Source organism: Pseudomonas sp. B329, from assembly GCF_023127835.1.
In the GTDB taxonomy this organism is placed as follows: domain Bacteria; phylum Pseudomonadota; class Gammaproteobacteria; order Pseudomonadales; family Pseudomonadaceae; genus Aquipseudomonas; species Aquipseudomonas synxantha_A.
In genome coordinates this window covers 31,967-50,092 of the sequence record NZ_SPKP01000045.1, presented here as the reverse complement: position 1 = coordinate 50,092, position 18,126 = coordinate 31,967, and the positions used below count along the sequence as shown (strand labels likewise).

The window sequence follows — 18,126 nt, the reverse complement described above, 5'->3', positions numbered from 1 at the left end:
GCTCCTGCCTCATAAAATGATGCTGATGCGCCGCTGGGCACTGATGGTTTCGTGGTCCAGGCGAATTTCGCGCTTGAGAATCCGCAAGCCACGAGGGCTGTCGTACAGCACATGGGTGGCCTCGCCGACGAAGTACCAGGTTTGCTGGTTGCGAAACTGGTGCACCACGAAGTTGCTTTTGATGGTCAACTGCTCGCCGTCCCTGGACTTGATCCGCACGTTGCTCACCAGCCGTCGGGTACGCGAAGGCGGCGTCTCCATCCAGCTATGGCCACTGAGCAGGCTGTCGACCCGCTCACGCAGGCGGCCGTAGTCATCGGCAATGATGAACAGGCTGTCGTGGGGCTCACCCTCAACCAGATGGCGTTGCAACGGCAGTACCCGGTACTGGGCGGGTTGATCGAACAGGCCGATCCAGGTTTCCAGCTCGCGGTTGTCCAGCAGCTCGGCTTCGCTGATCAGGAAGTCGCTGACCTGGGCCTGCAAGCTCGGGGCGCTGATGTTCAATGGAAGGCTCATGGGCATGTCCCCTGAAGGTTGAAGGCGGTGCTAGAGGCGGATTTCCACCTGGTACAGGCGTAACCAGCGGTCCAGGTTCAGCAGGTAGGACAGGCCGGCCGTGGGGCTGCTGGAGGCCCGGGGACTGGGCAGCGGCTGCTCCAGTTCGAGCAGCTCACCCACCCGGCGCGCATCCACCAGGTCTAACACCGGCGAGTCGCCGTCAATCAGCAACTGCCTGAGCTGGCTGCGCAACAACGCCAGGTAGCGCGGGTCGGGATTGGCCGGAAAGCCGCTTTTCCTGCGCTCGACAATCGCTTCGGGCAATTCGCCGCGCATGGCGTTGCGCAACAGAGTCTTGCCCTCCCCGGCCACGCTCTTGATCGACCAGGGCACATTCCATACGTAGTCCACCAGGCGGTGATCGCAAAACGGCACCCGCACCTCCAGGCCCACCGCCATGCTGATGCGGTCCTTGCGGTCGAGCATCGCCGGCAACCAGCGCGTCAGTGCCAGGTACGTGACCTCGCGCTGTCGCCGCTCAACCGGGCTGTCTGCGGCCAGGTGCGGAACCTCCGCCAACGCTTCCTGGTAACGCCTGGCCATGTACGCCTGCGGTGCAACCCGCTCGGCGACCTCGGGCCGCAGCAGTTCCCAAAGACCACTCTTGCCCGCCAGCCAAGGAAACCCGGAAAAATTCAGGGCCTGCTGGTCGTGAAAAAACGGATAACCGCCGAACACCTCGTCCGCCGACTCCCCCGAGAGCGCCACCGTGGTGTGCTCGCGCACCTGCTGGAACAGCAGGTACAGCGAACTGTCCAGCTCTCCCCAACCCGGCAGGTCCCGGGCACGCAGTACCGCCTCTTCCTGCTCCAGCACCTGTTCGGGTGCGACCGCCAAGGTGGTGTGTGGCGTACCCAGTGCTGCCGATGCCAACTGCGCGAACGGTTCGTCCCAACTGCTTTGCCACGAGGTTGGGGTAAAGCCTTCACCACCGCCGGTAAAGTCCACCGAAAAAGTCGGCAACGAGCGCCCTTCACGCCCCAGCGCCTGAGCGGCATAGGCGCTGATGGCGCTGGAATCCAGGCCGCCGGAAAGCAGGCTGCCCAGGGGTACGTCCGCCACCAATTGTTCCTCGACCACCTGGCGCAACAAGCTGCCAACCTGCCGGGCAGTGTCGGCCGGGCTGTCACTGTGAGGCTCGGCCGTCAGCGACCAGTAGACAAGGTCCTGTCGCCCGTTGGCATCGAACCTCAAGGCATGGCCAGGCTTGAGCTGATAAAAACCCTGGTAGATCCCGTGGCCAGGCGTGGGCGCGGTACTCAGGGCAAACAGCTCGGCAACCCCACTAGCATCCAGCACCGGGCGTACCTGGGGATGGGCAAGGATGGCCTTGGGCTCGGAGCCGAACAGCACGCCAGTGCCGGTGGCAAAGTAATACAGCGGCTTGACACCAAAACGGTCGCGAACCAGCCACAGGCTTTGGTACCGTTCATCCCACAGGGCAAAGGCGAAAATCCCGGTCAACCGGGCAAAGGCCTGCTCGCCCCATTGCAGGTAGGCACGCAGCACCACTTCAGTGTCCGAACGGGTGGTGAAGGCCTGCCCCAGCGCCTGCAGTTCTTCGCGCAAGGCCAGGTAGTTGTAGACCTCTCCGCTGTAGGTCAGTACCACTTCGTTGCTGGCGTCAGCCATGGGTTGGGCGCCATGGGCCAGGTCAATGATCGACAGACGCCGATGCCCCAGCAGCGCGTGGGGCGCCACCCATATTCCTTCGGCGTCCGGGCCCCGCAGCGCCAGGGTGCGCGTCATGTTTTCGATCACCTCGCGCTGGGGGCGCAGGTCTTGGGTCCAATCGGTCCATCCGGCAATTCCGCACATGAATAATGCCCTTGCAGTGCCCGATATTCCCCACGTAGCCCAAGCTATGTGCGCGTGGAGGATCTGCCAGGAGTCGGTGATAGTGGCTGGCTAAACAGCGATGGCCAGTTGGCGCAGAGGGATCTGTTGCCCGAGGCGACGGCTCCATTCACGCCAGAAACTGCGGTTTTGTTCTTCATCGGTGTGGCGCTGGGTGCCTGGCCCCATGCCCCGGGAAAAATCGCTGTAGCCCAGGGCACTGTGGGCATAGGCCCGCTGGCAGGACTCAAGGATTTCCACATCATCCGGGGTGCCGAAGCCGCCCGGGCCAATAAAGGAGATCAGGCCGTTGATCCGCGCCGCCCGCTCCTCGCGGCTCTCGTTGCTGAACCCCGCGCCCCATACGGTGATATTGACCTGGGTGGCGGAGACGGGGAAAAAGGTGCGGATGTTCAGGCCCAGGATGTCGTTGATCACCAGGTTGGGAAAGATGAACAGGCTCTTGTTGGTGTGGGCAATGGTCTGCGCCCGCGCCAGGCCGAAGCGCTGCACCAGGTGCTCGAACTTGGCGGCAATCGGCGCTTTCAGTGCCTCGGGAAACAACGGGCTCCAGTAGGCAATCGGCCGGCCCGTGGAGGGAGGCCCGCTCATGATCAAGCCGTGCCCGTTGCCCAGGGACAAGCCTTCGCCGGTACGCTTGTGGGACGCCGTATCGGTACCCAGGGTGTTGAGGTATTCGAGGTAACGCTTGTGGGCGAACGGCAGGTGGTAGGCATCGACACCGTTCTCGGCGAGCAATTTCCAGTTGCCTTGAATGGCATGGTCAAACGCACCGGGGATTATTTCCAGGGAGGATTCGGACTGGTCGAGGATCAGGTCGATGTAGTCGGCAGCCTGCCCGAGGTAGTCCTCCAGGGTGTTCTGCGTGCGGGCAAAGTGAATGAACACCAAACCCTTGTAGACGGAGTGCTTGATGCGGGTCAGCGACAGGTCGAGATTGCATTGGCCGTGATGCTCGTAGGCTGCCTTGTCTGGCTGGCCAATCAGCGCCCCAGCCGTGTCGTAGGTCCAGCCGTGGTAAGGACAGCTAAAGCGCTGGGTATTGCCCTGAGGCTCGGAGCACACCCGCGCGCCCCGGTGCGAACAGGCATTGAGGAACACCGCAAGTTCACCGGTGCCCTGACGCTGGAAGATCAGGTTGCGCCCGCCCACGTCACGGGTAAGGAAGTCCCCGGCCGCTGGCACCTCGCTGAGGTGGGCCAGATACAACCAACTCTTGTCGAAGACCGATTCGAGTTCTTGCTGGTAAACCTGGGGGGAAACATAAGCCTGTCGATTTACTTTGAAATAACTAAGATTATCGGTCTCTATAAATCCATTCACGTCACGACCTCCCTTGCTGTTTCGATAGAACTTATAAAAAACTAACACAACAAAACCGGCGGCAACTATAACGATTGACCATTAGCTCATAACTGAAAGCCATAGGCATAAGCACTGAAAAAATAAATCTAAGGCGACAGTAAAAAAAGCCAGGAGCTATTGCACTTATAAAGGGATTTTTTGCACTTAGCAAAAACTAAAGCCGTCACTGACCACTCACTAGTTTCCCACAGATAACGACAACGCAAAATTGCATTATCCAGGAAATAAATAGTAATTTTCGGTTACGCGACGACGTGAGCGTTTGTCTAGATCTTCCTTCGCGCACCGAGCTCAAGCCATTAGTTCGCTAACTGCTGGGATCGGCGAATGCACGCGCTGGGTATTTATCCCTAACGACTGCCAAGCCGCGACTTGCATGAACAAATTCACACTGGCAGCAACCGCACGGAGCCTATTTCATCGCGTAAGGCATTCAGACCTCCCGTAGCGGACTACCCTTCTATTAGAGGCCACCTCTATGAACGAAGCTAGTAGAGTGACTCCAACTGAAAAGCTGTTCTACAGGCCCATCGAAGCTGCAATACGTTGGAGTAATTTAACTGCTCATGAGTCCGTGATCCTCGAATTCGCATGGGGCCATCCCGATCGCCTAAGCAATGAGTTTCCGCAGTGGCCGTGCCTGCACGCGAACTTCTGGAAGATTCTGGATGCCATTCGAAATCGTGAGATTCCGTACGGAGCCTTGGGTATTACGGTCACTCCAGGCACACCTGTCGACTTCAGGCTCCTGACCATCCGACATTCAGATTTAAAGCGCTGGATGTCTATGTACCACCCTGATCAACGACCATCTTTTCTTTTCGGCCCACCGCTAATCAGTCAGGAAACAATCCACAACCACACGTACTTGATCTTACAAGCCGATCGAGATGCCCTACAGGTACAGCTAAAAGCTAGCGACGCGAAACTCCAAATTTTGACTGACGAGTTAAAAGCTGCGGGACTGGAGCGCGAGCAGCTTCGCGAGCTCGCCGAAAACAAACTCCAACTTAGTGAAGACAGCAAGGAAACTTTGCTTAACATTATCGGCGCGCTGGTCGAAACCATCTTGGGCTCAACCAGCTCCGGTAGACGACACTCTGTTTTTGACAGCCAAGCGTCTCTCGTCGACTCGATTATCGCGCACTACGACGGCGTAAAAGGGCTGAGCAAACGCACACTAGACGGAAAGTTTGCGGCCGGCAGACGCAACCTTGCAAAGGTTAAAAAGTGAGGTTTGCACTGCAATCACTTCAATTGCACTGCAATGACTACTCTCACTATCTACTATTGAATCCAGGTCACTTCCCACCCGATGCCATACGGCGCCAGGAGTGACCAACATGCTTAATCAATCCTTCTCTTTGGCTGATGCACCTAATCCTCAGGTCGAGCGGCATATCATGCGCCGTGAAGAGGTGGAGCGAAAAACCGGGTTCAAGCGGGCGCATATCTATAACTTAATGAAGGACGGTAAGTTCCCCAAAGCTAAACGTATTGGACTGCGTGCAGTCGGATGGGACTCGCTGGAAATCGAGCAATGGATCACCGAGCGCTTGGCGCAACAGGGCTGATGTCATGCGTGTGATATCGATTGTTTCGACCAAAGGCGGTGTCGGCAAAACCACTGTAGCGGCCAATCTTGGCGGTCTGCTAGCGGACGCGGGCCTCCGTGTGCTGCTACTTGATCTGGATAGCCAACCCACCCTCTCCAGCTATTATGCATTGAATCAAAAAGCGCCTGCGGGTACGTACGAGTTCATAGCACTCAATCAGACATCTCCTGCACAGATTATTTCCAGGACAGAGGTCAAAGGTCTCGACTTGATTATCTCCAATGACGATCAAGGTCGGTTGAGCACATTACTGCTGCATGCCCCCGACGGTCGGCTGCGGCTGCGTAATTTACTCGACCAATTCGGAGCCAGCTATGACCTTCTATTGATCGACACCCAAGGTGCACGCAGCGTGCTTCTGGAAATGGCCACGCTGGCCTCCGATCTTGCCCTCTCGCCCGTCACTCCGGAAATGCTCGCCGCCCGCGAGCTGCATCGCGGCACCCTAAAGCTGCTGAGTGAACTAGAACCGTTTCGTCACTTGGGCATAACAACACCACCGCTGCGACTGCTGCTTAACCAAGTGAACCCACGGTGGAGGGATACCCAGATGATCATTCGGGGCCTGCGCGAAACCTTCGCGAATGAAACCAACATCTCAGTTCTAGATACCGTCATTCCCAATCGAGTGGCATACCTCAACGCCGCATCTTTTGGACTTCCGGTTCATAGAATGGTGAATCGCCAGTCACTCAAGCGACGTTCGACATCAGCGCTTGAAACTATGCAAGCGCTGGCCGCCGAGTTATTTCCGGAGTGGCACCTGGCAATCTTCACGGTTGATAGGTGCTCGGCGCTTCAACGAGATGACTCATCGCGAGAGTATTTTCGATAACTGTTTAGTTTAATCGACCTTGATGCCAGCAGAATCTGGCGAGGAGTTTTTTGATGTTGGATCAATTTCCCATCATTGTTCATCCATCTAGTCGACCACACCATCCACCTTGCGAGAAATACTGCACTGTAGTGTTTCGGCTACAAGGTGGACGCTCGGCCACAGGTTGGTTTCTTGCCGAACTTTTCCACCATTTTGAGGGCACAGGTACCGCGGTGATCGTTAAGTTCGAAGTCGGCGACCATCTGCGCGAGCAGCGTTAATTGAGATTTTCCAGATGAAGAAGCTCAGTCAGGAGCAGATCACCGAGAAGCTGCATCAGGACCACTTTACTCAAGGGGCGGAACTGGAGCGGCTGTCTGATCCACTTACTGACACGCCTATGTTGGTCACACTGGAGGAGCTGCGGCCCTACGAACACAACCCGCGCTTCATCCGTAATCCGCTTTACGAAGATATCAAGACATCGATCCGTGAGCGCGGGCTGGATCAGCCCCCGCCGATTACCCGCCGCCCGGGTGAGACCTCTTTCATCATCCGCAACGGCGGTAATACGCGCTTGGCAATTCTTGGCGAGCTGTGGCAGGAAACCCGCGACGAGCACTTCTTTCGCATTCATTGCCTGTTCCGCCCCTGGACCAATGAAGTCACCGCGCTGCTCGGCCACCTAGCCGAAAGCGACCTGCACGGCCAACTCACGTTCATCGAAAGGGCCCTGGCAGTAGCCAAACTCAAAACCATGCTTGAGTCGGATGGCCCAGAGCTCTCACAACGGGAGCTGGCTCGACGTCTTGCCGCTGGAGGCTATCCAGTTTCGCAGTCGCATATCAGCCGGATGCTGGACACCCTCGAACACTTATTACCCGCCATTCCACAAACTCTGTATGCCGGCTTGGGTAAGCCTCAGATAGAACGTCTGATCGGTCTACGTAGTCAGGCTGAGCGAACCTGGAACCGCTATCCAACCGCCAAAGTCGCGTTTGCAGAGTTCTGGCTGGAGACCATGGGCTACTTCGATAGCGATCCTGTATCCTTTGATCTTGAGCAGATCCAGGACGAATTGCTCGAACGCATGAGCCACTTGCTCGGACAGTCCTACCGTATGCTGGCCCTGGAGCTGAGCGATACCCAACGGGTCATCTCCGCGCCTGGGGCTGTCACCACCACGCCCCCAGAAAGCAGCCATCGGTCAAGCGTGCATGAAACTGCGGCAGAGCTGCCCTCCTCCGACACTAAACCCGAATCAACTGATGCCAAGAGCAAGATAGAGCCAATTTCAGAAGAGCGGCTCAACGCACCCGAAACAAATACTTTACCTACGGTCAGTCACCTATCACGCGTTCAACAGATTCGTGAGCAAATCGATCGCGAGATCATTACCGAAGCGGAGTCTTCATTCGAAACCTGCACAATCAACGACCTCTGGCCCATCGCACCAACGCTAGATACGCCCGAACAACTGCGTTTAAGCATTGCAGGACTGGCTCGGGAAATGGCGGCCTATGCCGGAGATGCCGAGTGCATCATTGATCAAAAGCTTGGCTTGGGCTTCGCGTTGGACATTGAGCGACTCGATCTTTCAGCGCCTCGCTCGACCGGCGTCCACCTAATGCTCCTCGCCCTGCTACGTGCTCAAGACGAGGTGAACTGGGAAGATCGCAAGCAAATACCTTCCGCACTGTTCGGGCAACTGTTGTTAGGAGTCTATCAACTCTATCTGCCAGATCGACCAGTCACGGACGTGGGGCTGGAGCGACTGCCTGACAGTCTGTTAATTAAGCTGTTTCGCCTGATACGCCTGGCCCGGCGTCTAATCGACTTAACACTCATCTCTGAAGACAAAAACTCACCGGAGGAGCTGAGATGAACTTGTCCTTCAATATTCTCAATCAAGCCATGCTAACCCAGGTACTGCACGAACTACGCCTGGGCAACCTGCAACGCTGCAAGGCACTTGGACTGAGTGAGGATGACATCTTCGTGCTGCAATCCTTACCGCCGACCACACTATCGCGCCTGGCCCATGCCACAGTCCCTTGGCTTGAGGTCAAGATTGACTCGCCAGTGCTGCATCGTTTGATTGAGCAATCTGAACGTGACGAACAGAACGAACGGTTGATCAACCGAGCGCTCAAACTCGGCGCCAGCAGCACCATTATGTACCAGTGTTTTGGCTTGGCGCATTCGGAAACAGCCATGCGTCGGCGTCTACTCAAGATAGAAACTCGTAAAGGCCGCCCCCAACATTTAAGCGAAGCGCAGGAGCATGCGTTGTGGCAACGTTGGTGTCAAATACGAACAGAGGACGGCACCGAGGATAAACTCGACGCCATGATGATGCTTGCCGAAGAACAGCAGATCAGCTTGACCATCGTTTGGCAGCAAATCGACCAGTACAGCAACAAAACATGAATGCTGTTCCTGCCAGTCGCTGGCAACGTGTCCTGCAGCAATGCACGCAGCAGCTGCATGAGCGCTGGCCAGCACGCCCTACCACTGAACAGCCCTCCAACCAGGCTCTACAGGCTGGCTTTCTGTTTAGTGGCCAATCACACGAAGTCGTGCCACGTCGGCTGCTGTTGGATAATCGGCTGACGCCATTGGAGCGAAATGCCTGGCAGGTATTTCGACTCATGCTGCAAGGCCAGGGCGTGGTCACGCCGCGCTATGAGGATTTGCAGCCTTACCTCTCGAGCGCGCCCTACGGTGCGTCAGCCTCGCGTGAAACCATTGCTCGCGTGTTGACGATGCTCAGGCTCACTCGTTGGCTCAGTTTGGTGAGCCGCGGTCGCGATCAAGTTAGCGGGAGGCTACAAGGTTCTTTGTATGTTCTGCACGATGAGCCGTTAACCCCCGCCGAAGCCATGGAGCTCGATCAGGATTATCTAGAACTGGTCGGGCATGCCCTCGGCCATGCGACGAAGGCCGTGCGTATTGTCGCCCAGCACATTGTGGAGGAGGTCCGACAGGACACAAATATCGATCGGGGTCGATTACCGACGCGGCTCGACAGCTGGGGCGAACAGTGGACGCAGCAAGGCTTGGATCAGCCACCCGATGATGCATTCCACGATTCCGAACGGGGGAAAGATCACCACGTTCGGAATCGTGCAAACCCTCGTTCGGATTCCGAATCAGGCTTGAACGCTAACGTTTCCAGCACCGTTCGGAATCCGAACGCCGCCTGTACTGTATTAAAAGAAAGTAACTGTACAGTACCGCGCGCGACCTCAGCGGTGGATAACCTGCACTGGCCCACTTCGCTGCACCTGAGCTCAAGCGAACGTCAGGCCGTCACCGTGGTGCTGAACAAGCTCAAAACGGCGGATCAACAGGCGGTGCTTAACGAAGCGGGGGCACGCTGTGGGGCCGGCGGTATACGCAAGCCAGCGGCCTATTTGATGGGCTTGGCCCAGCGTGCACTGAAAGGCGACTTTCGTCCTTGGGCAAGTCAGGCCGAACCGTCACCCATGGCAGAGCCGCCCCCACCCGCCCCCTCACGGCCGTCTCGAAAAAAGGGCGAACCTGCATCAGCCCTCGCCCAGGCGTGCCTGAATGAGCTGCGCCAACTGCGTGCCAAACACAGTGAACGTCAGTAGATTTGATGCCAGTGGCATCAAATCCATAGAGTTCCAATCGACGGAAGTATCGGACCGTACCACGGAGCATTTTGGGGATTCCGGGACTCCATTTCGATAAGCGCAAACGTCAGGTATTTGCCATCTCTCAGCAAACCGAACAGACCGCATTCAGCTTTCTGGCTGTCCTTGATCCTCAACTGTCGCAACGTCCCGTCCAAGCCAATGCGAGGACAACACCATGGCCGATCACTATCAACTCAACCTGGGCTCATTGCGCAGCAGCATCACCTTGACCCTGCACACTCACCACGCCGCTCGTATATGGCAAGGTCGAAACGCTCGTGAAGGTGTTCGCTCGATCATGGGCATGGCGGGTTACATCAGTGTCACCAACCTGATCAAACAAACCGCGGCCCACGACGACCCCTATGCCGACTGGGCCATTGTGCAATTGGAAGAAAAAGTGATGCAGGCCAAAGCAGGGATGCAGGAACTGACCCAACAGTTGGATCGGATCAGGCAGGACCTGCCGCGCCAGATCGACATGAGCGACAACCTCAACATCCATCCCGTTACGTTGCCGCTGTACATCGGCAGTCAACTGGGTTTTCTGGCGGTCTACCTACTGACCGACTACGACATCCTGGTACGCCATACCCTATTGGCGCATCACACTGCCTTGATCGGCCGAAGGGACATGGAAGCCTGGATCGACGATGGGGCCCATCTGCTACGCAGCCTGTTCGGCCAGGCACAACGTTATCGACATGCCGGCGTTACACGCGATGATATGGCCGCAAATAATGCTCGCGCTCTAGCAGCCGTGGAGAAGTATGGGCTGCCCCCGATGGACATTCTCGAGGGGCATCGCCGTTCTCAGTTTGCGCCGCCGATCATTCGCCGCGGCGCTGCGGTAGTAGATGACGCTAATGCGTCGGCTGACGATGCGGGAGAGCCATTTGCGACAGTGGGCAACCCGGAGAACGAAGCATGAATCCTATGGACTCAGCTCATCCAACGTTTTCCGGCCCATTGACACAGGATGCCTATCGAAAACTCGAACACGCTGCCTCCCTAAAAGGCCTTTTAAAGCCATTTAAGGGTAAGGGGGAGTTGGAGCACCTGGCGCAGACAGCGAGGGAAATCGAGGCGCAGCTATGTCACCTGATGGAGGCTATCGTGCAGCAAGCCGGGCAGCCGCCGTACTCGCTACTGAAGATACGATTGGTTCTGCAGAACACCAGTGCGGGTAGCACCTTTTTGCGTTGGCGCACTCGTGATTTTGCTCGCATGGGTGTGGCGGTCTGGGAACGTCAGATCTCCAACATAGCGCTGCCGCAGATCGTACGAGAGGGATTACACCGTTTCGAATGCGAGCGCATTGCATTGAACCTGCAGATGAGTGTGGTGCATTCGCTTTACCGCCAGGCTACGACCTGCGCGATCAAAATGGCCAGTGCCGAACAGTTGCTGCGCCAGTTCACACCAGCAGTGGAGGTATCACGATGAGTACTTTTTTCGTCGGCGAAGGAAATATCGGCAGTGCGCCAGAGTTCCAAGAATTCCCGTCAGGCAATGACGAACCACGGCGTTTGCTACGGCTGAATGTGTATTTCGACAACCCCATTCCACGCGAGGGAAGCTACGAAGATCGTGGTGGCTATTGGGCACCGGTTGAGATCTGGCACCGAGAGGCTGAACACTGGAGCAAGCTGTACCAGAAAGGCATGCGCGTGCTGGTCGAAGGTCGTACGGTGCGCGATGAGTGGGAAGACAGCGAAGACAATGCACGGGTGACCTTCAAGATAGAGGCCCGTCGAGTCGGCATCCTGCCTCACCGGGTGCACAGCGTGGTCATGCGGGAACGCTCCAGTGAACCGACGGCTGCTCAAAATACTGAGCAGGCCAGCTCGCCGACGTCGAACCCCAAGAAACACAGAGGGCAATCACCTAAGGCCTGAACGACTTCAGGCATAAAAATTGCTCCTTTGCGCGAAGTTCCTGGCCTGTCATTGCTCGCTGCCCGTGAAGCCACCACCCAATTAGGAACGCTCCAATAAGGTAGCAGCTTCAGCCCATTCAAGGCCGCCCTTACCGACTAATATGAGGAACCTACCATTCAGGTTTCTCATATCTTGCTCCTGCTACTTCGAACAACGCTGCTCCGAACTCAATCCGGAGTAGTTATATGCGCCTCTTCCTCTGCGAAAAACCTTCCCAGGGTCGTGACATCGCCAAGGTTCTCGGAGCCACTCGGCGTGGCGATGGCTGCCTGATCGGCCCCGAGACAACTGTCACATGGTGTATCGGCCACCTGCTGGAGACGGCCCCGCCTGAAGCCTACGGCATTCAGTACAAGAACTGGTCGTTGGATCATCTACCGATCATTCCGGCGCAGTGGCAAGCGAAGGTCAAACCCAAGACTGCCGCGCAGTTCAAAATCATCAAACGCCTGCTCAGCGAAGCCACCACCGTTGTCATCGCAACCGACGCCGACCGCGAAGGTGAGATGATTGCCCGCGAATTATTGGAGCTCTGCCAGTACCAAGGCTCTGTTCAGCGCCTCTGGCTGTCCGCACTCAACGAAGCATCGATTCGCAGGGCACTGACCTCGCTGAAGTCTGGTCAGGAGACCTTCCCGCTCTATCACTCGGCCCTCGCCCGCAGCCGTGCCGACTGGCTGATCGGCATGAACCTCAGTCGTTTATTTACCCTTCTTGGTCGGCGGGCAGGCTGCGACGGCGTTTTGTCAGTGGGGCGCGTCCAGACACCCACCTTACGTCTGGTGGTCGATCGGGATCGTGCGATTGCCGGCTTCGTCCCGGTGCCTTACTGGAACGTTGAGGTACACCTATCGTCGATGGGCCAGCGATTAATCGCGTCGTGGTTACCGCCATGCTCAGGACGGGACGAGTCGGGGCGTTGCCTACAACAAATGCTTGCCCATCACGCGGTACAAACAATCACCGACGAGAAGTCCGCCACGGTAATCTCGTTACATACTGAGCATTTCCGAGAACCGCCGCCCCTGCCCTTCGACCTAAGCACGTTGCAGGAAGTCTGCTCGCGTAAGCTGGGGCTCGGCGTCCAGGAAACCCTGAACATCGCCCAAGCCCTGTATGAAACCCACAAAGCCACCACCTACCCGCGCAGCGATTGCCGCTATTTGCCAGAGAATATGCTCAACGAGGCTCCCGCGGTACTCGACGCCTTGCTCAAAACGGATCCTGCACTCAGACCTGCATTCGAGGACCTCGATCAATCATTGCGCTCCCGCGCATGGAACAATGCCAAGGTCACTGCGCACCACGGCATCATCCCCACCACCGAACCGGCAAACCTGGTGCGGATGTCCGAACAAGAACGCCATGTCTACGAACTGATCCGTAGCCACTACCTAGCACAGTTTCTTCCGCATCATGAGTTTGATCGGACCCAGGTCGAACTGGCGTGTGGCGAAGAACGATTGACCGCTGTGGGCAAACTGATCTTGGTCCAGGGCTGGAAAAGCTTGCTCTCCGAAAACACCGAGGAGGATGAGCCCAGTTACAAATCCCAAGCCTTACCCATCTTGCAACAGGGCACGCAGTGCACAGTGGACTATGTCGAACTCAAGCCCCTGCGCACTGCAGCTCCCAAACCTCTCACCGAGGGCGATCTGATCAAGGCGATGAAAAACGTCGCCAAGCTTGTCAACGACCCACGCCTGAAACAGAAACTTCGGGAAACCACAGGTATCGGAACCGAAGCCACACGAGCCGGCATTATCAAAGGGCTAATTGATCGCGGTTATTTGCTGAAGAAAAAACGCGCCTTAACGGCCACGGCGGCGGCCCATACCCTGATCGAGGCGGTACCCTCTGCAGTCGCGGATCCTGGCCTGACTGCAATTTGGGAGCAGGCTCTTGACGAAATCGAAGCGGGACGCCTGACCTTGGATACATTTGTCACAAAGCAGGCGAAATGGATCGCGAAATTGGTCGAACCTAGTGGTGCGCTCACCTTGTCGATAGCGGTCAAAGCCGGACCGGCCTGCCCCATTTGCAATGCCTCAATGATCAAGCGAAAGGGCAAATCTGGGCCGTACTGGTCATGCTCGCAGTACCCGAACTGCAAGGGAACTACTCCGATTCGAGAATAAACGCGGCGCCTATGACAGTTCGGTTGGGTTCAGGGGTGCTACGCACCTCAGTGCACCATCAGCGGCGCCTGATCCTGCTCCAAATCGATCAAAGGTTGTCCGACTTCACGGGCCAAGGCGATGCCTGTCGAAATCCATATCTGCCCCAGTTCGTTGAACGCTTTTAGGTGAGCGGGATCTGCGTTGAGCCAATTAACAAGGCTTTCGAAATGCTCGGGGTTATCCGGGCAATCATGAATCTTGATAAACAGCTCCAGTGTTCGATCCCAGATCAGATCCATGACGTCATCGCTTTCATCTTCCATGCTCAACCATTCCTCGACTTGGTCCTTTCAGACCGTTGTTCTTGCTAACCATCCTGGACTCTGATCCCGGGAAAAACAGAAACCATATCGCGACACTCAACTGTTTCAGTCACTATGGCAACCCCGTGAGTCGATACTCAACCCTTAAGGATGTTCATGTCAACGGGTCTTTGCTCAACCATTCGGGTTGAACTGGAGAACTCATCACTTGGCACATAAACATCCAACCCAAGCCCAAATCGGGCGCATGATCGCGAAACATCGAACCGAGCGTAATCTGACCCAGGAAGAGGTGGCTGAGCGCATGGGGATCGGCAGTGAAGCCATATCGCGCCTGGAGCGGGGGTTAGTGGAGCTATCAGTGGTCAAGCTGATGCAGTTAGCGGATATTTTCGACTGCCGAATGGATGAACTGCTGACAAAATCGAGTAATCGCCCCAATGACCAGGGTCAGATGATCGTGGGTCTCCTAAGCGGACTGAAGGAAAAAGACCGCGCCTTTGTCCTGGCAACCGTCGAACAATTGGCCGCGCATCTCGGCAGTAAGTAACATCTCTCATCGCACTCAATGTGAGTGTCTTACGAGGGACCACTGACTTGACGTGAATCCTCCCTCTCTGCTGTAGTGTCTCCGTACCATCGCCAACGGCGACCCAAGACCGATTAGCTCCGCGCAGTTCGGTCAAACTCTTCGAGTTCGGAGCCTCCTATTCTGCGGAATTTAATTCCCGTTTTTTGCTCGACATGATTGTGGTGGCGGATGACCACTGTTGCCTCTACCCGGCAATAGCGGTCATCCGCTTCGGCGATCGTATTCAGTCCCGGAGCCCACCGGGGAAAAACAGGGCACCCTTTGTGCGCGGATGCGTGCCAGCGTATTCCGACCCAGGCCACGACAAGAGTCGGTTGGCGAATCATTGCGCAGTTAAATCAAGTTTTGCGAGGAGCTTGTCGACTGCGTAAGACCGCCAAAGGTGGCTTTTCTCTTCCTCGCCTGGCGCCCCGACAGGCCCACTCTTCATTTTTTTCCTTTTCTTAATTCCAGTGACTTCCATTGTATTCAGGCCTTAAAAAAACGGGTTGCAGCGTCTTGACGCCCCCCTGTGACAGGCCTATATAAAGGGCGTGGTTCGCTGTCGTTGACAGCCCAGCCCAGGTAGCTTGAACCTTCAAGGCTACGCCACGTTCGTGGTGGTTTACCCAAGTGCGATCAGCATTCGGAAGCTCGCGCGGTTACCGCTTCAGCGGTGATGAATGCCCACTACCCTAGGTCCGCAGACCACTACTGCGGATTCCCTTCTGCTGCATCGCTATTCCTCAGGCGCATCGTTCTGATTGTCAGCCGGCTTGCCGGTGCCGAGTCGTTCATTGCCCGACTTCACCTTACCCACCCTGACGGGGGCTCACTTCCCCATCAGGGACTGTGCGTCGCCGTTTTCCCTTGAAACAGGAGAACCACCATGGCCCACGCCAACAAATCCCAAGAAGCGACCACTTACTTCAATCTGCACACCGTCGGTATCGGCTACCTCAACCGTGTTCGTGAAGTGCAGCTCCGCCGCGGACAGCCATTCATGGCCTGCGATATCGCCGCCCTGCACGGTGCCACCGATGCGGTGGAGTACACCCGTTTCGACTGCAAAGTCGCAGGGGGCGAAGCTGAACGCTTGATTCGTCTCTATATGGACGCCGTCAAGGCCGAGAAAAAGGTCTTGCTGTCGTTCCGTATCGGCGACCTGTGGATCGATCCATTTCTCTACGAGAAAGGCGATAAACAAGGTCAACCAGGTGCCAGTCTTAAAGGTCGTCTGCTGTACATCGACTGGATCAAGGTCAACGGCGCGTACGAATACAAAGCGCCTGCCAGGCAGGAGGCAACAGCACCTGCTGAGCAAGCGCCCACCAGTGAACCATCCCCACCATCGGCTGATGCCGAAGCAGAGGAGATCCACAACCCAACAGAGCCTCAGGTCGAGCCTGACTTTCCACCCACTCCACCCACTCCCCGCACTGCGGCCCGCCGTGATGCCTCCCGTACTGTTCAGTCCGCCTGAACAATCCACGATGTTTACATCAAGGCGCTCAATTGAGCGCCTTTTCTTCAATCAGCACAGGAGAACCGACATGGAATCCTTCTGGCTTTGCGACGACTGTCTGTTCGCGGCTGCTTATGAGGACTACAGCACGTTATCGCTCTACTACAGGACGGATGAAATCGAGAAACGCATCGCCGGCATCCACAGTGGACTCGTTCGGTTAATGCCCATCAGTGCCGACTTCGATCTCGAAACCGGCTGGGGAATAAGAACCTTTTCCCCATTGCCCTGCGACGGTTGCGGCTCACACCTGCACGGTCAACGCCACCGATTCACTCGACTGTAAACAACGCGTCATCGGCTAACGCCCGCGACTCTATATCCTCGGGGACACTACTCCCCTCGGGCGTGTGCCCCGGATTATTCCTTTCGGAGGTACCTCATGAACACTCAGCTCACCCTGATTGAAACCTCGGATTTCGAGGCTGATCGTATCGTCCACGAAAACCGGCTCATCGACGAAGCGCTGCATATTCTGGATCGCCGGCTATTCGCCCGCGGCCCTAACCTGACGTCGCCTGGCGCCGTGGCCTCATATCTAAAACTGCATCTTGCGCAACAAGAGCAAGAAGTCTTCGGTGTGATTTTTCTCGATGCCAAGCACCGAGTGCTGGCGTTCGAAGTCCTCTTTCACGGCAGCATTGATGGCGCCAGCGTTTACCCCCGCCAAGTCGTCAAGCGTTCCCTAGCGCATAACGCTGCGGCCGCCATTTTTGTTCACAACCACCCTTCAGGTTGTACAGAACCCAGCCAGGCGGATCGCGTCTTGACCGAACGGTTGAAAGAGGCCTTGGCCTTGATCGAAGTGCGCGTACTGGATCACTTCATCGTGGGTGAAGGTCGTCCACTTTCCCTTGCCGAACATGGCTGGCTTTAACCCTCTCAGGCGTCTTCGGGCGCCTTGTTCATTTTCATTCTGGAGAACCCTCATGCCCCACACACACCAAGCCCCAGCCCTGCTGACGACCACAACTCCATTTGCTCGCGGTTACGACAACCTTCATATCGAACGGCTGCTACTGATCACCTACGAAAACGACTGCCCTCCCTGCTTTCGACCCGTGCACGACTCACAAGCCCATCTGCCCGACAATGAGCTGCAACTGTTCGCCTGCGTGTTCAATGACGATTTCGCCTTGATCAGCGAAGGCCAATCCATTTCGGATGATTTGGATGAACGCTGCCAGTCCACTGGGCTAGTACGCCAAGTAATCTACGCCGTGATGGGCGAAATGCTCAACGAGCGGCATCACCTCGGTGATCTGTACTCCCTGGAAGAGGCACAAGCCATGGTCCATCGCTTGAGCTTCGAAACGGGACACTACAGTCGAGCCTGGGAAATCAGTACCGCGCACCTTCCCGAAGAATCGATGCTTTATCTGGAGGAGTGGGCCAGTAACTTCGCTCTGCGGCAAACCGGCCTCTTGTTCGAGCTTTTTACGCTGCCAGATTGCTGCGGTATCGGTTGCAAACTGATCGGCACGCCGTGGACGGACGAGAACTTGCTGAACATTGAGGGCAATCGTTATTCGAGCTTGAGACAAGAACAACTCGACGCAGGCACACCGGAAGCCTTGCTCAACGTACTGTATCTGGCGGCATTGGCGGATGTGAGGTTGTTGATTTTCGACCCCGACGCTGCCGTCTTGGATGGGCTCGCCATTTATGACGAAATAGCAACGCGTTCAACTTAAACACGACCCGTCTTGAATCAACTTACTCACTGAATCGCTCCTTCACCTCATGTCAGGTTCTGCACTGAAACTGAC

20 protein-coding genes are annotated in these 18,126 nt (G+C 56.5%); 16 read left to right on the top strand and 4 right to left on the bottom strand.

Annotated features, from left to right (window positions below):
* Positions 1-9: 9 nt before the first annotated feature.
* The 3 genes from E4P00_RS20890 to E4P00_RS20880 all read right to left on the bottom strand — a co-directional run bounded on the left by E4P00_RS20890 (position 10) and on the right by E4P00_RS20880 (position 3,741).
* Positions 10-519, bottom strand: coding sequence for an aromatic-ring-hydroxylating dioxygenase subunit beta (locus E4P00_RS20890; RefSeq protein WP_248132864.1), 510 nt, complete (start codon positions 517-519; stop codon positions 10-12).
* A gap of 30 nt (positions 520-549) precedes the next feature.
* A complete protein-coding gene (gene asnB, locus E4P00_RS20885; RefSeq protein WP_248132862.1) occupies positions 550-2,379 on the bottom strand; it encodes an asparagine synthase (glutamine-hydrolyzing) in 1,830 nt (609 codons plus the stop codon).
* A 90-nt stretch (positions 2,380-2,469) separates the two neighbouring features.
* Positions 2,470-3,741, bottom strand: coding sequence for an aromatic ring-hydroxylating dioxygenase subunit alpha (locus E4P00_RS20880; RefSeq protein WP_248132860.1), 1,272 nt, complete (start codon positions 3,739-3,741; stop codon positions 2,470-2,472).
* A 520-nt stretch (positions 3,742-4,261) separates the two neighbouring features.
* Here E4P00_RS20880 and E4P00_RS20875 point away from each other — a divergent pair.
* From E4P00_RS20875 to E4P00_RS20825, 11 genes are all read left to right on the top strand, one after another.
* Positions 4,262-5,017 carry a hypothetical protein gene (locus E4P00_RS20875; RefSeq protein WP_248132858.1) on the top strand — a complete coding sequence of 252 codons (756 nt, stop codon included), beginning with the start codon at positions 4,262-4,264 and terminating at the stop codon, positions 5,015-5,017.
* 109 nt (positions 5,018-5,126) lie between these two features.
* Positions 5,127-5,357, top strand: a complete 231-nt coding sequence (locus E4P00_RS20870) for an AlpA family transcriptional regulator (RefSeq protein ID WP_005787080.1) — start codon at positions 5,127-5,129, stop codon at positions 5,355-5,357.
* 4 nt (positions 5,358-5,361) lie between these two features.
* Positions 5,362-6,234, top strand: a complete 873-nt coding sequence (locus tag E4P00_RS20865; protein ID WP_005787078.1) for a ParA family protein — start codon at positions 5,362-5,364, stop codon at positions 6,232-6,234.
* A gap of 53 nt (positions 6,235-6,287) precedes the next feature.
* Positions 6,288-6,497, top strand: a complete 210-nt coding sequence (locus E4P00_RS20860; RefSeq protein ID WP_248132856.1) for a hypothetical protein — start codon at positions 6,288-6,290, stop codon at positions 6,495-6,497.
* Positions 6,498-6,511: 14 nt separating this feature from the next.
* Entirely contained in the window at positions 6,512-8,101 is a 1,590-nt protein-coding gene (locus E4P00_RS20855; protein WP_248132854.1) for a ParB family protein, read from the top strand.
* Complete coding sequence (locus E4P00_RS20850; protein ID WP_248132852.1) at positions 8,098-8,646, top strand: DUF2857 domain-containing protein; 549 nt, start codon at positions 8,098-8,100, stop codon at positions 8,644-8,646. The genes E4P00_RS20855 and E4P00_RS20850 overlap by 4 nt, the downstream gene beginning before the upstream one ends.
* Positions 8,643-9,833 carry an STY4528 family pathogenicity island replication protein gene (locus E4P00_RS20845; protein WP_248132850.1) on the top strand — a complete coding sequence of 397 codons (1,191 nt, stop codon included), beginning with the start codon at positions 8,643-8,645 and terminating at the stop codon, positions 9,831-9,833. The genes E4P00_RS20850 and E4P00_RS20845 overlap by 4 nt, the downstream gene beginning before the upstream one ends.
* 220 nt (positions 9,834-10,053) lie before the next feature.
* Complete coding sequence (locus tag E4P00_RS20840; RefSeq protein WP_248132848.1) at positions 10,054-10,809, top strand: PFL_4669 family integrating conjugative element protein; 756 nt, start codon at positions 10,054-10,056, stop codon at positions 10,807-10,809.
* Positions 10,806-11,324, top strand: coding sequence for a DUF3158 family protein (locus E4P00_RS20835; RefSeq protein WP_248132846.1), 519 nt, complete (start codon positions 10,806-10,808; stop codon positions 11,322-11,324). Before E4P00_RS20840 ends, E4P00_RS20835 begins: the two co-directional genes overlap by 4 nt.
* Positions 11,321-11,776 carry a single-stranded DNA-binding protein gene (locus E4P00_RS20830; protein WP_248132844.1) on the top strand — a complete coding sequence of 152 codons (456 nt, stop codon included), beginning with the start codon at positions 11,321-11,323 and terminating at the stop codon, positions 11,774-11,776. The genes E4P00_RS20835 and E4P00_RS20830 overlap by 4 nt, the downstream gene beginning before the upstream one ends.
* A 227-nt stretch (positions 11,777-12,003) precedes the next feature.
* Positions 12,004-13,956 (top strand): DNA topoisomerase III, encoded by a 1,953-nt coding sequence (locus E4P00_RS20825; protein WP_248132843.1) that lies wholly within the window; start codon positions 12,004-12,006, stop codon positions 13,954-13,956.
* A gap of 47 nt (positions 13,957-14,003) precedes the next feature.
* Here E4P00_RS20825 and E4P00_RS20820 read toward each other — a convergent pair whose 3' ends face one another.
* A complete protein-coding gene (locus tag E4P00_RS20820; RefSeq protein ID WP_248132841.1) occupies positions 14,004-14,261 on the bottom strand; it encodes a hypothetical protein in 258 nt (85 codons plus the stop codon).
* A gap of 208 nt (positions 14,262-14,469) precedes the next feature.
* Here E4P00_RS20820 and E4P00_RS20815 point away from each other — a divergent pair, with 208 nt between their 5' ends.
* From E4P00_RS20815 to E4P00_RS20795, 5 genes are all read left to right on the top strand, one after another.
* A complete protein-coding gene (locus tag E4P00_RS20815) occupies positions 14,470-14,811 on the top strand; it encodes a helix-turn-helix transcriptional regulator (protein WP_005787060.1) in 342 nt (113 codons plus the stop codon).
* 910 nt (positions 14,812-15,721) lie between these two features.
* Positions 15,722-16,315, top strand: a complete 594-nt coding sequence (locus tag E4P00_RS20810; RefSeq protein WP_248132839.1) for an STY4534 family ICE replication protein — start codon at positions 15,722-15,724, stop codon at positions 16,313-16,315.
* Between the two features lie 70 nt (positions 16,316-16,385).
* Positions 16,386-16,643: a hypothetical protein gene (locus E4P00_RS20805; RefSeq protein WP_005787056.1), complete on the top strand. Its 258-nt coding sequence runs from the start codon at positions 16,386-16,388 to the stop codon at positions 16,641-16,643.
* Between the two features lie 96 nt (positions 16,644-16,739).
* Entirely contained in the window at positions 16,740-17,234 is a 495-nt protein-coding gene (gene radC, locus E4P00_RS20800) for a DNA repair protein RadC (RefSeq protein WP_005787054.1), read from the top strand.
* A gap of 52 nt (positions 17,235-17,286) precedes the next feature.
* Positions 17,287-18,051 (top strand): ABC transporter substrate-binding protein, encoded by a 765-nt coding sequence (locus tag E4P00_RS20795; protein ID WP_248132837.1) that lies wholly within the window; start codon positions 17,287-17,289, stop codon positions 18,049-18,051.
* The last annotated feature ends 75 nt before the right edge of the window (positions 18,052-18,126 follow it).

Coding starts and splice junctions, on each gene's coding strand:
- E4P00_RS20890 (WP_248132864.1), bottom strand. CDS start 519: ATGAGCCTTCCATTGAACATCAGCGCCCCGAGCTTGCAGGCCCAGGTC.
- asnB (WP_248132862.1), bottom strand. CDS start 2,379: ATGTGCGGAATTGCCGGATGGACCGATTGGACCCAAGACCTGCGCCCC.
- E4P00_RS20875 (WP_248132858.1), top strand. CDS start 4,262: ATGAACGAAGCTAGTAGAGTGACTCCAACTGAAAAGCTGTTCTACAGG.
- E4P00_RS20870 (WP_005787080.1), top strand. CDS start 5,127: ATGCTTAATCAATCCTTCTCTTTGGCTGATGCACCTAATCCTCAGGTC.
- E4P00_RS20865 (WP_005787078.1), top strand. CDS start 5,362: ATGCGTGTGATATCGATTGTTTCGACCAAAGGCGGTGTCGGCAAAACC.
- E4P00_RS20860 (WP_248132856.1), top strand. CDS start 6,288: ATGTTGGATCAATTTCCCATCATTGTTCATCCATCTAGTCGACCACAC.
- E4P00_RS20855 (WP_248132854.1), top strand. CDS start 6,512: ATGAAGAAGCTCAGTCAGGAGCAGATCACCGAGAAGCTGCATCAGGAC.
- E4P00_RS20850 (WP_248132852.1), top strand. CDS start 8,098: ATGAACTTGTCCTTCAATATTCTCAATCAAGCCATGCTAACCCAGGTA.
- E4P00_RS20845 (WP_248132850.1), top strand. CDS start 8,643: ATGAATGCTGTTCCTGCCAGTCGCTGGCAACGTGTCCTGCAGCAATGC.
- E4P00_RS20840 (WP_248132848.1), top strand. CDS start 10,054: ATGGCCGATCACTATCAACTCAACCTGGGCTCATTGCGCAGCAGCATC.
- E4P00_RS20835 (WP_248132846.1), top strand. CDS start 10,806: ATGAATCCTATGGACTCAGCTCATCCAACGTTTTCCGGCCCATTGACA.
- E4P00_RS20830 (WP_248132844.1), top strand. CDS start 11,321: ATGAGTACTTTTTTCGTCGGCGAAGGAAATATCGGCAGTGCGCCAGAG.
- E4P00_RS20825 (WP_248132843.1), top strand. CDS start 12,004: ATGCGCCTCTTCCTCTGCGAAAAACCTTCCCAGGGTCGTGACATCGCC.
- E4P00_RS20820 (WP_248132841.1), bottom strand. CDS start 14,261: ATGGAAGATGAAAGCGATGACGTCATGGATCTGATCTGGGATCGAACA.
- E4P00_RS20810 (WP_248132839.1), top strand. CDS start 15,722: ATGGCCCACGCCAACAAATCCCAAGAAGCGACCACTTACTTCAATCTG.
- E4P00_RS20805 (WP_005787056.1), top strand. CDS start 16,386: ATGGAATCCTTCTGGCTTTGCGACGACTGTCTGTTCGCGGCTGCTTAT.
- radC (WP_005787054.1), top strand. CDS start 16,740: ATGAACACTCAGCTCACCCTGATTGAAACCTCGGATTTCGAGGCTGAT.
- E4P00_RS20795 (WP_248132837.1), top strand. CDS start 17,287: ATGCCCCACACACACCAAGCCCCAGCCCTGCTGACGACCACAACTCCA.